13 protein-coding genes are annotated in these 14,154 nt (G+C 44.2%); all 13 read left to right on the top strand.

Going from position 1 to position 14,154, the window contains the following annotated elements; genetic code table 11:
- The first annotated feature begins 92 nt into the window (after positions 1-92).
- Positions 93-2,255, top strand: a complete 2,163-nt coding sequence (locus HMPREF1254_RS11290; RefSeq protein WP_023058756.1) for an elongation factor G — start codon at positions 93-95, stop codon at positions 2,253-2,255.
- Positions 2,256-2,472: 217 nt separating this feature from the next.
- The gene (locus HMPREF1254_RS11285; protein ID WP_023058714.1) at positions 2,473-4,032 is read left to right on the top strand and encodes a sensor histidine kinase; all 1,560 of its coding nucleotides are present in this window, start codon (positions 2,473-2,475) and stop codon (positions 4,030-4,032) included.
- A 27-nt stretch (positions 4,033-4,059) separates the two neighbouring features.
- Positions 4,060-4,758 carry a response regulator transcription factor RprY gene (rprY, locus tag HMPREF1254_RS11280; RefSeq protein WP_023058787.1) on the top strand — a complete coding sequence of 233 codons (699 nt, stop codon included), beginning with the start codon at positions 4,060-4,062 and terminating at the stop codon, positions 4,756-4,758.
- 541 nt (positions 4,759-5,299) lie between these two features.
- Positions 5,300-6,679, top strand: coding sequence for an SLC13 family permease (locus tag HMPREF1254_RS11275; RefSeq protein WP_023058700.1), 1,380 nt, complete (start codon positions 5,300-5,302; stop codon positions 6,677-6,679).
- A gap of 17 nt (positions 6,680-6,696) precedes the next feature.
- The gene (gene pfkA / locus HMPREF1254_RS11270; protein WP_023058744.1) at positions 6,697-7,674 is read left to right on the top strand and encodes a 6-phosphofructokinase; all 978 of its coding nucleotides are present in this window, start codon (positions 6,697-6,699) and stop codon (positions 7,672-7,674) included.
- A gap of 150 nt (positions 7,675-7,824) precedes the next feature.
- A complete protein-coding gene (gene atpD / locus HMPREF1254_RS11265; RefSeq protein ID WP_023058800.1) occupies positions 7,825-9,354 on the top strand; it encodes a F0F1 ATP synthase subunit beta in 1,530 nt (509 codons plus the stop codon).
- Positions 9,355-9,375: 21 nt separating this feature from the next.
- Entirely contained in the window at positions 9,376-9,615 is a 240-nt protein-coding gene (gene atpC / locus HMPREF1254_RS11260) for an ATP synthase F1 subunit epsilon (protein WP_023058775.1), read from the top strand.
- A gap of 14 nt (positions 9,616-9,629) precedes the next feature.
- Positions 9,630-10,040 carry a hypothetical protein gene (locus tag HMPREF1254_RS11255; RefSeq protein ID WP_023058703.1) on the top strand — a complete coding sequence of 137 codons (411 nt, stop codon included), beginning with the start codon at positions 9,630-9,632 and terminating at the stop codon, positions 10,038-10,040.
- Positions 10,037-11,119: a F0F1 ATP synthase subunit A gene (gene atpB, locus HMPREF1254_RS11250; RefSeq protein ID WP_023058811.1), complete on the top strand. Its 1,083-nt coding sequence runs from the start codon at positions 10,037-10,039 to the stop codon at positions 11,117-11,119. The genes HMPREF1254_RS11255 and atpB overlap by 4 nt, the downstream gene beginning before the upstream one ends.
- A gap of 43 nt (positions 11,120-11,162) precedes the next feature.
- Positions 11,163-11,405, top strand: coding sequence for an ATP synthase F0 subunit C (gene atpE / locus HMPREF1254_RS11245; protein ID WP_023058810.1), 243 nt, complete (start codon positions 11,163-11,165; stop codon positions 11,403-11,405).
- 89 nt (positions 11,406-11,494) lie between these two features.
- Positions 11,495-12,001, top strand: a complete 507-nt coding sequence (gene atpF, locus HMPREF1254_RS11240) for a F0F1 ATP synthase subunit B (protein WP_023058822.1) — start codon at positions 11,495-11,497, stop codon at positions 11,999-12,001.
- A gap of 6 nt (positions 12,002-12,007) precedes the next feature.
- Positions 12,008-12,544, top strand: a complete 537-nt coding sequence (locus HMPREF1254_RS11235) for a F0F1 ATP synthase subunit delta (protein WP_023058828.1) — start codon at positions 12,008-12,010, stop codon at positions 12,542-12,544.
- A gap of 19 nt (positions 12,545-12,563) precedes the next feature.
- Positions 12,564-14,153 carry a F0F1 ATP synthase subunit alpha gene (gene atpA, locus HMPREF1254_RS11230; RefSeq protein ID WP_023058825.1) on the top strand — a complete coding sequence of 530 codons (1,590 nt, stop codon included), beginning with the start codon at positions 12,564-12,566 and terminating at the stop codon, positions 14,151-14,153.
- Position 14,154: the final 1 nt, after the last annotated feature.

Genomic DNA, 14,154 nt, shown 5'->3' with positions numbered 1-14,154 from the left:
TAATACTTTTGTCTTTATTCAAAAAATGCCTAACTTAGACGGCATAATCTTAAACAACGTAATACTAACCCTTTTTAAAATCTATAACCGTTATGAGAGTATATCAAACGAACGAAATTAAAAACATCGCATTGCTTGGCAGTGCGGGTAGCGGCAAGACCACACTTGCCGAGAGTATGCTGTTTGGCAGTGGTATCATCAAGCGCCGTGGATCAGTAGAGGCCAAAAATACCGTCAGTGATTATTTTCCAGTTGAGCAGGAATATGGCTATTCGGTGTTCCCTACCGTATTCCATGTGGAATGGAATAACAAGAAACTGAACATCATTGACTGTCCCGGTTCGGATGACTTTGTGGGTGGAGCCATCACTGCTTTGAACGTAACTGACCAAGCTGTGATTCTCATCAACGGGCAATATGGACCAGAAGTGGGCACGCAGAACAACTTTAGATACACGGAAAAACTGAAAAAGCCCGTCATTTTCTTGATTAATCAGCTTGATTCAGACAAATGTGATTATGATGCTGTCATCAATACCATGAAAGATATTTATGGCTCCAAGTGTGTTCAAATACAATATCCAGTGGAGACAGGAGCCAACTTTAACGAAATCATTGACGTGCTGTTGATGAAGAAGTATTCGTGGAAGGCTGAAGGTGGAATGCCCATTATTGAGGATATCCCAGAAGACCAGATGGAAAAAGCCATGGAACTGCATAGACAACTCGTAGAAGCAGCAGCTGAGAATGATGATAGTTTGATGGAGAAATTTTTCGAAGAAGAGAAACTTAGTGAGGACGAATTGCGTGAAGGAATCCGTAAGGGACTTGTTACGCGCAGCATCTTCCCTGTATTCTGTGTTTGCGCTGGTGAGGATAAAGGTGTACGTAGACTGATGGAGTTCTTAGGAAATGTTGTTCCTTTTGTGAGTGAAATGCCGAAAATTCACAATACACGCGGTGAGGAAGTGGCTCTAGATGCACAAGGTCCCACGTCACTTTACTTCTTCAAGACCGGAATGGAGCCGCATATTGGTGAGGTATCTTATTTCAAGGTCATGAGTGGTAGCGTGAAGTCGGGCGATGATTTGACCAATGCAGACCGCGGATCGAAAGAGCGTATTGGCCAATTGTATGCTTGTGCGGGTGCCAACCGTATAGCTGTAGACCAGCTGAACGCAGGCGATATAGGATGCACGGTTAAATTGAAGGATGTTAAAACGGGGAATACGTTGAATGGAAAGGATTGTGAGTGGCGTTTCGACTTCATCAAATATCCTAATTCAAAGTACAGTCGTGCCATCAAAGCTGTTAATTCAGCTGACACAGAAAAGGTGATGGCCGCCTTGCTGAAGATGCGCCAAGAAGATCCGACATGGGTGGTTGAGCAGTCGAAAGAATTGCGCCAGACCATTGTTCACGGACAAGGTGAGTTCCACTTGCGTACCTTGAAATGGCGTTTGGAGAACAATGAGAAGCTGCCAGTGACCTTTGTGGAAGCCAAAATACCTTACCGCGAAACCATTACCAAGCAAGCCAGAGCCGACTATCGACATAAGAAGCAATCGGGAGGTGCAGGCCAGTTTGGTGAAGTTCATCTGATTGTGGAACCTTATGCCGAAGGTATGCCTGACCCAACGGTTTACAAATTTAACGGTCAGGAGTTCAAGATGAACATCAAGAGCAAGGAGGAAATCGACTTAGAGTGGGGTGGTAAGTTGGTATTCATCAACTCCGTGGTTGGTGGTGCCATCGACTTGCGTTTCATGCCCGCCATCCTGAAAGGTGTAATGGACTGCATTGAGCATGGACCATTGACCGGAAGTTATGCGCGTGATGTTCGTGTTGTGGTTTACGATGGCAAGATGCACCCGGTAGATTCCAATGAGTTATCGTTTACTTTGGCTGCGCGTCATGCCTTCTCACAGGCGTTCAAGGCTGCAGGTCCTAAGATTCTTGAACCAATTTATGATTTGGAAGTGTATGTTCCTGCTGACTACATGGGCGATGTGATGAGCGATTTGCAAGGCCGTCGCGCATTGATTATGGGAATGGACAGCGAGGCAGGATACCAAAAACTGTCTGCCAAGATACCATTGAAAGAATTGTCCAGTTACTCCATCTCGTTGAGTTCGCTGACTGGCGGACGTGCATCGTTCACGACCAAGTTCTCAAGTTACGAGTTAGTACCAAACGATTTGCAGACGAAGCTTATTGAAGAGCATGAGGCTGAGCTCGCAAATGAGGAAGAATAAACCGTTATTTTACAAGTTAAAGGTGTGATGTGGTTCGCCATGTCACACCTTTTCTGTTTGAAGAGTTCACAAGATTAATACTCATTCTTGATAATTTTGTTTTATAATTTTATATACATAATTATAAATATATAATTCGTTAATTATCGATAATAATAGAGAAATATTTAACAGCCTATTGTTAAGCAATTAAGAAAATTATATATCTTTGTGATATATGAAGAAGAGAACAATTTGGATTATCTCGACAATCATGGGGCTTTCGTTCCTGGTGTTGCTTTTCCTGCAGTTGAAATACTTTCAGGAAATGGCCGACATGAAGAAGGAACAGTTTGACGAATCGGTCAACAGAGCCTTGAATCAGGCATCACGCAACTTGGAATACAACGAGACGTGGCGCTACCTACAGAAGGATGTGAACGAGACAGAACGGCGAGCTTATATACAAGACTCGATAGGAACTCGTTCAGGAAAACCTGACGGTACGTTGCAAGAGTCTCACCAATTCTCGGTTACGGGCAAGGATGGAACCATGTATTCGGCCTTTGAGTTGAAGACCATCACGGTAAAACCCTCGCAGATGCCCAAAGGAATGATTTTGCAGAACGACAAAAACTCTCTGTCAGAGGCTTCTAAGTCGTTGCAGGAGATCGTCAAAAACCGGTACGTTTACCAGAAAGCTTTACTCGACGAGGTGGTTTACTCCATCTTATACTCAGCTTCGGACAAGCCACTGAAAGAGCGAATCAACTTCAAATTGCTGGATCAAGACCTCAAGTCGGAACTGATGAACAATGGCATTAACATCCCATATCACTTCCGTGTGACAACACAGGATGGGCGCGAGGTGTACAGATGCTCCGATTATTCCGAGAAAGGAGAGGAGTATACCTATTCGCAGGTGCTGTTCCGCAACGACCCCGCATCGAAAATGGGAGTGGTGAAGGTGCACTTCCCCGACATGAATAGCTACATCTTCTCTTCTGTAAGGTTCATGATGCCAGTCATTGTCTTCACCTTCATTCTGCTGGTGACGTTTATTTTCACCATCGTAGTGGTGTTCAGACAGAAACGGTATACTGAGATTAAGAACGATTTCATCAACAACATGACGCACGAGTTGAAGACACCAATCGCCAGTATCTCGTTGGCTGCGCAGATGTTGAATGACAAGAGCCTGACCAAGAGCGAGTCTATGATGAACCATCTTGGTGGGGTGATACAAGAAGAGACCAAGCGTCTGCGGTTTTTGGTTGAGAAGGTGTTGCAGATGTCCATGTTCGATCGCAAGAAAACCGTGTTCAAGAAGAAGGAATTGGACCTCAACGAGATGGTTGAGAGCATTGCCCATTCGTTCTCATTGCGTGTTGAACATACCGGAGGAAGGATATATACGGACATAGGTGCCGTTGACTCTACCATTTACGTTGACGAAGTGCACTTCCAAAACGCCATCTTCAACCTGATGGACAATGCCGTGAAGTACGGAAAACCCGATCAGCCGCTGGACATCTACATGGCTACTTGGAACGATGGTGAGCATTTGTATCTGTCAATTCGCGACACAGGACTGGGCATCAAGAAAGAAAATTTGAAGAAAGTTTTCGAGAAGTTCTACCGAGTCCATACAGGGAATGTGCACGATGTGAAAGGATTTGGGCTGGGATTGGCTTATGTCAAGCAGATTGTGGAACTGCACGATGGTGAGATATCCGTTGACAGTGAGTACAGAAAGGGGACTAAGTTTACAATCAAACTCCCCGTCATTAAAGATTAATAATTATTCATTAATAAATACAAGACTATGGAAGAGAAAATAAAAATTCTATTGTGTGAAGATGATGAGAATTTAGGAATGCTGCTTCGTGAGTATTTGCAGGCTAAGGGTTATGCCGCAACATTATGCCCAGACGGTGAGGCTGGCTATAGAGAGTTCTTGAAGGACAAGTTTGACATCTGTGTCCTGGATGTGATGATGCCTAAGAAAGACGGGTTCACCCTGGCTCAGGAAATACGCCAGGCCAACGCAGACATGCCCATTATCTTCCTCACAGCGAAAGTTTTAAAGGAAGATATCCTCGAGGGATTCAAGATAGGTGCCGATGATTACATCACCAAACCATTCTCTATGGAGGAGCTTGTGTTGCGTGTTGAGGCCATCTTGCGCCGTGTGCGTGGTAAGAAAAACAAGGAAGCTACTGTTTATAAAATTGGCAAGTTTGTGTTCGATACGCAGAAGCAGTTGCTCACCATCGGTGACAAGCAAACAAAGTTGACTACCAAGGAGAACGAGTTGCTGTCCTTGCTCTGCTCTCATGCGAACGAAATACTGCAGCGTGACTTTGCTTTGAAGACAATCTGGATAGACGATAACTATTTCAACGCCCGTTCTATGGACGTTTACATCACAAAGTTGCGCAAGCACTTGAAGGATGACGACCAGATTGAAATCATCAACATCCACGGCAAGGGCTATAAGCTCATCACACCAGAGGAAGATTAAGCGCGTCGACAAGCAGAACGCCATTCTTATTGGAAAACAAACAGAGGCACAGGGTTTACGCTCTGTGCCTTTTTCGTGAAAAGATGTATAGGTAAGCTGTTGATAAATAGTGGATTATGATACCCATCTAAAAGCATTGGTTTTGCGGTCCAAAGTCAATGACTTTACCCGTTAAAGTCAATGACTTTGGGGCATTACAGTCAATGACTTTGTCGGACATGCTTCATGCGCTTGCCAAACAGTCTTTATGGAACATGGCATATTGCTTCCGAATGTGCATAAAATTTAGGTATAACATCAGGTGATAAACTGGCGAATTTGCCCACAAAAGAGCCGAGTTTGTAGCCGACGAGGGATTTCGCTTCAAACGGGTATGTTAATCTGATTCTCATGAATTCACATTAAGCGTTGTTCTAAACAACAATGGTAAGCCTGTTTTCACATACAAAACAGTTTTGATATTTTAATGGAAAAATCATGCAATTGTTTTGTTTTATTCATATTATATTTAGTACCTTTGCGGTGATTAAGTCGCTTTATCATGACACCCATCATTGTCAGTATTTTAGCAGTCTGCTTTCTCTTGATAGCTACAGAAAGCAAGACGAACGTCAATAAAGCTGCTGTTGCCATCTTTGCAGGAACAGTGGGATGGGTTTTGTACGTTGGTTACGGTACTGATTTTGTGATGAGCCGACACGCTACCGACTATGTTCGTTTCTTGGACGGAGCAGAATCTACGGGAATACACGTCAAAGAGTTCATTGCCCGCAACGTGTTTCTTAAGCATGTGGGTCATGCCTCCGAGATTGTTCTTTTCTTATTGGCTACGATGACAATTGTGGAGATTTTGAGCAATAATGGCTGCTTTGATTTTATCAGCCAATTGTTGAAGACGCGTAGCAGCAAGAAAATATTATGGAGGCTGGCCGTTGTGACGTTCATCATCTCGGCCAATCTGGACAACCTCACCACCACGGTCATGATGCTAACCATCATGCACAAGATTATTCCAAGCAGGCGATACCGCATGATTTATGGTTCGGTCATCGTCTTGGCTGCCAATTGTGGGGGAGCGTTGACGGTCATCGGCGCCCCTATGGGACTGGTACTGTGGAACCAGGGCGCCGTTACACCAACCAACTATTCGCTGTCGCTACTCATTCCATGCCTCATCGCATGGATCCTGCCAACCTATTGGGTGGGGCGGATGTTGCCTGAACGGATGCAGACCGAGTGGATTGTGATGCCCTATCGTGGCGATGACACCAATCTCAACGTGTGGCAACGATTGTTGATGCTGTTCATCGGCATTGGTGGGTTGTGGTTTATCCCCTCGTTTAACAATATCACCCGTTTGAGTCCATTCCTCGGAGCGCTCTGCGTGCTGTCCGTTCTTTGGGTTGTCAACGAATTGTTCAACCATCGATTGATGAATGAAGAACAGATGATACAGCGCCGCATGCCACGCGTGCTTCAATACGGTGTACTGCAAATGATGCTCTTTGTGATGGGCATCATGCTGGCTGTAGGTGTTTTACAGGAAACAGGATTCTTGCAGCGGTTTACCCTTTTGTTGGATCGAGGAATGCAGAATGTTTGGCTGTTGGGCGCAGTGGGAGGGCTGGTGAGCATCATCTTAGACAACTTTGCCACAGGAATGGGCATGCTGTCGCTTCATGCAGTGGAAGATTTTCGTACGTCAGCTTCCCTTTCAGCATTCGCACAAGACGGAGTATATTGGAAAATAGTGGGATACACATCAGCCGTTGCTGGTAACATCTTGGCCATTGGATCGATGAGTGGGTTGGCCTTGGTCAAGGCTGAACGCATCCGAGTGGGCTGGTATTTGCGAAATATAGGATGGAAAGCATTGGTGGGAACCGTGTTGGGCTATCTGGCTTTATATGTCTTTTTATGAAACATTTTTTTTGAGGTATGAATAATATAACAACAATAGGAGTTTTGACCTCTGGTGGAGATGCTCCGGGAATGAATGCAGCCATCCGTGCGGTAACGCGCGCAGGCATCTGTAATGGCTTTAAAATTAAAGGTATCTACAAAGGATTTGATGGTCTGATCAACGACGAAATCAAGGATTTTACGACCGAAAACGTGAGTGGTATCATCATGTCGGGCGGCACAATCTTGAAAACAGCACGATCTTTAGAGTTTATGACACCTGAAGGACGAAAGAAGGCTTATGAAAATGTTAAGAAACATCAGATAGGCGCATTGATTGTGATTGGTGGAAATGGTTCGTTGAGGGGTGCCATGGAGTTTGGCAAAGAATACGACGTACGTTGTATTGGCCTGCCAGGTACAATCGACAACGACTTGTATGGTACGGATTCCACCATTGGATATGACACAACCTTGAACACGATTGTCGAGTGCGTAGACCGAATTAGGGACACGGCACAGAGCCATGAGCGTATCTTCTTTGTAGAGGTGATGGGGCGTGATGCCGGTTTCTTGGCACAAAACAGTGCCATTGCATCGGGTGCGGAAGCTGCCATCATACCCGAAGATAATACAGACGTGGACCAATTGGGACATTTCATGGAGCGGGGTATACGTAAATCAAAACGCTCGTGCATCGTCATCGTGAGTGAAAGTCCAAAGTGTGGTGCGTTATATTACGCAGATCGTGTAAGGAAAGAGTTTCCCGGATATGATGTTCGTGTCACCATTTTAGGTCATCTGCAGCGTGGAGGCCGCCCCTCTGCGCATGATAGAATCTTGGCAAGTAGAACAGGCGTATCGGCCGTTGAGGCAATCTTGCAAGGGCAACGCAATATTATGATAGGTGTAAAAAACAACGAGATAGATTACATTCCGCTGGTAGAAGCTATCAGAAGCGATAAGCCATTTGACCGAAAACTCATCAAAGTTCTTGATGAATTGAGCATTTAATAGATACTATCTGATGTAATATATGTTAATATACCATTTCGTATTGTTAATAAATCGGTGGAGCCGATGAGCTATACAAAGTATTTCGTATATTTGCAGTGGTTAAGTTTAAATATAATTTAGAAAAATATTGATATAAAACATAAAATCATGTCACAGATAACCGGACATATTTCTCAGATTATTGGGCCTGTCATCGATGTTTATTTTGACACCAAAGGGCAAGATTCAGACAAAGTGCTCCCAAAAATCTATGATGCTCTAAAAATCAAACGCCAAGATGGAACGGAGCTGATTATCGAAACTCAGCAACACATAGGCGAAGACACGGTTCGTTGTGTAGCCATGGATAATACCGATGGGTTGCAACGTGGAATGGAAGTTGTTCCTACAGGAAGCCCCATCACCATGCCCTCTGGAGAACAGATCAAGGGTAGAATGATGAATGTGGTAGGACAGGCGATTGATGGAATGGACGCGTTGAACATGGACAACTCATATCCAATCCATAGAGAACCTCCAAAGTTTGAGGATTTGTCCACTCACAAAGAAATGTTGGCAACCGGCATTAAAGTGATAGACTTGCTGGAACCTTATATGAAAGGTGGAAAAATCGGATTGTTCGGTGGTGCCGGCGTGGGCAAGACGGTGTTAATTATGGAATTGATCAACAACATCGCCAAAGGTCACAATGGCTATTCGGTCTTTGCTGGTGTTGGTGAGCGTACGCGTGAAGGCAATGATTTGATTCGGGACATGATAGAATCGGGAGTGATTAAATATGGTGAGAAGTTCCGCAAGGCCATGGATGAAGGCAAGTGGGATTTGTCATTGGTTGATCCTGAAGCATTGAAACAATCACAGGCTACACTTGTGTATGGACAGATGAACGAACCACCCGGGGCCCGTGCATCGGTTGCCTTGTCTGGTTTGACCGTTGCCGAGGAGTTTCGTGACAAGGGCGTTGCCGGTCATGGTGAGCATGCAGACATCATGTTCTTCGTTGACAATATCTTCCGATTCACTCAGGCAGGTTCTGAAGTATCTGCTTTGCTGGGTCGTATGCCATCGGCTGTGGGTTATCAACCAACCTTGGCTTCTGAAATGGGCGTGATGCAAGAGCGCATCACATCAACCAAAAGGGGATCTATCACATCCGTGCAGGCTGTTTATGTGCCGGCAGACGACTTGACAGACCCTGCTCCTGCCACTACTTTTACACACTTGGATGCCACGACCGAGTTGAGTCGTAAGATTACAGAGTTGGGTATTTACCCAGCTGTAGACCCCTTAGGATCAACCTCGCGCATCCTCGATCCATTGATCGTTGGTAAGGAACATTATGAGTGTGCGCAAAGAGTAAAACAAATTTTGCAACGCTATCAGGAACTGCAAGACATCATTGCCATTCTGGGAATGGATGAGTTGTCTGATGAGGATAAACAAATTGTGAACCGTGCGCGTCGCGTACAACGCTTCTTGTCACAACCATTTACGGTGGCCGAACAGTTTACAGGCGTGAAAGGTGTGATGGTTTCCATTGAAGACACCATCAAGGGATTCAATATGATTCTTGATGGTGAGGTTGATGACCTGCCAGAACAGGCATTCCTGAACGTGGGTACCATAGAAGATGCCATTGAAAAAGGTAAGAAACTGCTTGCGGCAGCACAGGGATAATCACAAAACAGAAAGAGAAATATGTTGCATCTTAGAATTGTTTCTCCTGAAAAGGTGGTGTTTGATGGTGAGGTTGAAAGCGTCCTGGTGCCTGGAACATTGGGAAGCTTTGAAATCTTGACGGACCATGCTCCAATTATCTCTTCTTTGGAAAAGGGAGTGGTGGAGTATAAAACACATCAGCAAAAGCAGAAAATAGATATTCTGGGTGGCTTCGTTGAGGTTAAGCAGAACAACGTTTCACTTTGTGTGGAAGTATAATAAACGGAAAGTTCATGATTGATTCTGTGGTTAAACAATATAAGAAAGTTAGTTTATGGATCATTGCAGGATTCATGCTGGGTTTCTTATTAGCTATACAAATCACTTCCAACACACCGATGCTGACAGGACTGGTGGTGTGTGTGCTGTATTTTTTAACCACAACTCTCGTCTATGCTGCTTTATGGAAGAAAACAGCGAAGGCATCTCCAACGAAGCTGACGGGCTTTTACTTGACAGCCATGGCCGTGAAGTTCTTTTTGGGAATATTAGTGGTTCTGGTGTATTGTTTCATCGTTCGAGCCAGAGAGCAAGTTATTGCATTCGCAGCTATGTTCACAATTTACTATTTAGCGATGGTGATTTATGATGCAACCTATTTTTCACGCGTAGAGAAGAAGAATCAAATAAGCATTAAGAAATGAAATATATCAAACATATCTTCTGTCTGTTGACCCTGTTTCTGGTTCTTTCTCCAGCGATGGCTGCAAACCAGGAAAAGGAAAATATTGACTTGGAGGAGATTTTGATGGGCCATATTAAAGACTCCTACGAGTGGCACATAACTGACTTTATGGGCAAGCCAATCGTGTTGCATCTGCCGATTATCGTCAAAAGTTCGACAGGATGGCATGTTTTTTGCAGTAATGAATTTGCACATGAGCCCAATGAACAAGGTAACAGGCCAGGTCCTTATGGCTTGTATATTGCAAACAACGAGGTACACGAGAATAAGATTTGCGAGATGGTGAATGGAGAAGAGGTCCGTCCTTTCGATATATCTATCACCAAAACTGTTGTCATTCTGTTTATCAATGCCATTATCTTACTGCTCTGTATACTGATTCCTTCCAGATGGTGTCGCAAACATAAGCCGAGTGACCCAGCTCCAGGAGGATTTACGGGGATGGTGCACATGTTTGTCATGTCTGTATATGATGATGTAATTAAACCGACACTGGGTAAGGAAGCTGATAAGTATGCTCCATACCTGTTGACCTGTTTTTTCTTCATCCTCATCTCCAACTTTATGGGTGTCATACCTTTTCCGCCAGGAGGAGGTAACCTTACGGGAAATATCACCTGTACTTTCTTCTTGGCTCTATGCACTTTCTTGGTAACGAACTTAACAGGAACGAAAGCATATTGGAAAGAAATCTTCTGGCCGGACGTCCCTTTGTGGATGAAGGCACCGATTCCTTTGATGCCTTTTATCGAGTTCTTTGGAATCCTCACAAAGCCTCTGGCCTTGATGATTCGATTGTTTGCCAACATGATGGCTGGCCATGCCATTGCCATATCGTTTGCCTGCATCATCTTTATCATGTTTGCCATTAACCCAGTATCAGGCACTTTGATGACTGTTGTCAGTGTCCTGATGAGCATCTTCATGATGTTGCTGGAACTGTTGGTATGCTATATCCAAGCATTAGTGTTTACCATGTTGAGCGCAGTCTTCATCTCTCTCGCTCATGTCAAGGAACACAGTGCCTCTATAGAATAGAAATTGAAATATATTAAAATAATAACTTAAAATTAAAACGACTATGTTATCATTATTATTAGCAGCAGATGCTGTCGCAAAATTAGGTGCCGCAGTTGGCGGTGGTATATCTGTAATTGGTGCTGGTATCGGTATCGGACGCATTGGTGGTAATGCCATGGATGCTATGGCACGTCAGCCAGAGAAGATGGGTGACTTGCGTTCTTCCATGATTATTGCAGCCGCATTGATTGAAGGTGCAGCATTCCTTTCGATCATCATTGCTCTGCTAGCATTGTTTGTATAGAAGTTGAAATAACAGATGGCATTTGTGTTGCCATCTGGCGATGTATAATGTACACATTCAACTGATTAACAAGAAATTAATAATAGCTTATGTCATTAATAACTCCTGATTTTGGATTGTTTTTCTGGATGGCCGTCGTCTTTATTATTGTATTGGCCATCTTATGGAAATGGGGCTTTCCATCGATTGTCAATATGGTGAATAGCCGAAAGGAATTCATTGACGACAGCTTGAGAAAGGCCCATGAGGCCAATGAAAGACTTGCAAACATACAGAAAGAAGGGGAAACCATGCTCCAGAATGCGAGAGAAAAGCAGGCACAAATATTGAAGGATGCGGCGGATACTCGCGATGCGATTGTTGTGAAAGCTCAGGAGAAAGCTACAAATGAAGGTTCCAGATTGCTCAATGAGGCAAAGGCTGAAATAGAAGCAGAAAAGCAAAATGCCATTCGCGACATTCGCACACAGGTAGCTGAGATTTCCATTCAGGTGGCAGAAAAGATTGTTCGCGAGAAACTTTCTTCGAATGAGAGTCAAATGGAGTTAATCAACAAACTGCTGAATGACATTTCTGTTGGTAAAAATAACGAGTAGAAGGATATGGCTATAGGTGTAATATCAGTCAGATATGCAAGGGCGCTTTTAAAATGTGCGATGGAGCTGAACCTGGAAGACAAGGTTTATCAGGAGATGATAACTCTTGCTGATCAGTATAACCGTGTACCTGAACTGCGTCCTACGATTGACAATCCGATGCTTGAAAAGAACAAAAAGCAAGCACTTTTGCAAGTTGCTTGTGGGAAGAATCTGTCTGAATTGACAGCGAGATTCATCCAGCTGGTTCTACAAGAAGGCAGAGAGAATGTCATCCAGATGATGGCCACATCTTATATTACGCTCTATCGAAAACAGAACAACATCATCAGTGGACGATTGATTACTGCAACAACAGTTACGTCAGAGGTGGAGCAGAAAATGAAACAGATGGTTCAAAGGAAGTCTCAAGGTACGGTTGAATTCCAAACAGAAGTCGACCCAGACATCATAGGAGGCTTTATCCTTGAATATGATTCTTACCGTATGGATGCCAGTGTTCAAACAAAATTGAACAATATTCTGAAAGAGCTTAAGAAATAAATTAAAAAGAAAAGATAAAATGTCAGACAAAATAAAACCAAGCGAAGTGTCAGACGTACTACTTCAACAACTAAGAGGTATCAGCTCGGACAATCAATTTGATGAAACTGGTACCGTACTTAACGTGGGGGATGGTGTGGCCCGTGTCTATGGTTTGCAGAACGCCGAAGCTAACGAGTTGCTCGAGTTTGAGAATGGCGTGATGGCAATTGTGATGAACCTGGAGGAAGATAACGTTGGTTGTATTCTTTTAGGAGCAACATCTTCCATTAAGGAGGGGATGGTTGTGAAGCGTACCCATCGCATCGCATCTATCCGCGTGAATGACAACATGCTTGGACGTGTCATCAACCCTCTTGGTGAGTCTATTGACGGATTGGGCGAACTGGATATGACAGACTCGTTTGAGATGCCGTTGGATCGTAAAGCTCCGGGCGTTATTTATAGACAACCCGTGAAAGAACCGCTGCAAACGGGATTGAAATCTGTTGATTCGATGATTCCAATCGGTAGAGGACAACGTGAGTTGATTATTGGTGACCGTCAAACTGGTAAAACTGCTATTGCGGTTGACACTATTATCAACCAGAAGAGCTTTTATGATGCCGGCAAACCCGTTTACTGCATTTACGTAGCCATTGGCCAAAAAGCATCTACTGTTGCAAACCTTGTTCAGACATTAAAAGAACATGGCGCTTTACCTTACTCCATCATTGTTTCTGCCACGGCAGCAGATCCAGCTGCCATGCAATACTATGCGCCGTTTGCAGGTGCTGCCATCGGTGAATATTTCCGCGATCGAGGGGAGTCAGCTCTTGTGGTATACGATGATTTATCTAAACAGGCTGTTGCTTATCGCGAGATTTCACTGATTCTACGTCGTCCTTCTGGACGTGAAGCTTATCCAGGTGATGTGTTTTATCTACACTCAAGATTGTTGGAACGGGCTGCCCGCATCAATGACCAGCAAGAGGTAGCCGAGCAGATGAACGACTTGCCTGAGTGCCTGAAGGGGCATGTTAAGGGTGGTGGTTCGCTGACAGCCTTGCCAATTATTGAAACCCAGGCAGGTGATGTGTCAGCCTATATTCCTACCAATGTTATCTCTATTACTGATGGACAGATTTACCTTGAGTCGAATCTCTTCAATCAAGGTTTCCGACCTGCCGTCAATGTGGGTATCTCTGTGTCACGTGTCGGTGGTAGTGCTCAGATCAAGAGCATGAAGAAAGTTGCGGGAACCTTGAAAATTGATCAAGCACAGTATCGTGAGCTTGAAGCATTCTCCAAGTTCTCCAGTGACATGGATTCCGTTACAGCGATGACACTGGATCGAGGCAGAAAGAACAATCAGTTGTTGATTCAGCCACAATACAGTCCTGTTCCAGTGGGTGAGCAAGTTGCCATTCTATATTGTGGCGTTCATGGGTTGCTGCATGAGGCGCCGCTTGAAGAAGTTCGCGCATGCCAAGATATCTTTTTGGAAGCTATGCGCACCAAACATACGGATGTACTGCAGCTTCTTGAGTCTGGCCAATTAACAGATGAAGCCATCAAGACCATTGAGGAAACCATGAGCGAAGTGACAGCTTCTTACAAAGTTTCATAGC

It is taken from the genome of Prevotella sp. BV3P1 (assembly GCF_000479005.1).
Classification (GTDB): Bacteria; Bacteroidota; Bacteroidia; order Bacteroidales; family Bacteroidaceae; genus Prevotella.
This window is presented reverse-complemented; position numbering and strand designations above follow the sequence as displayed.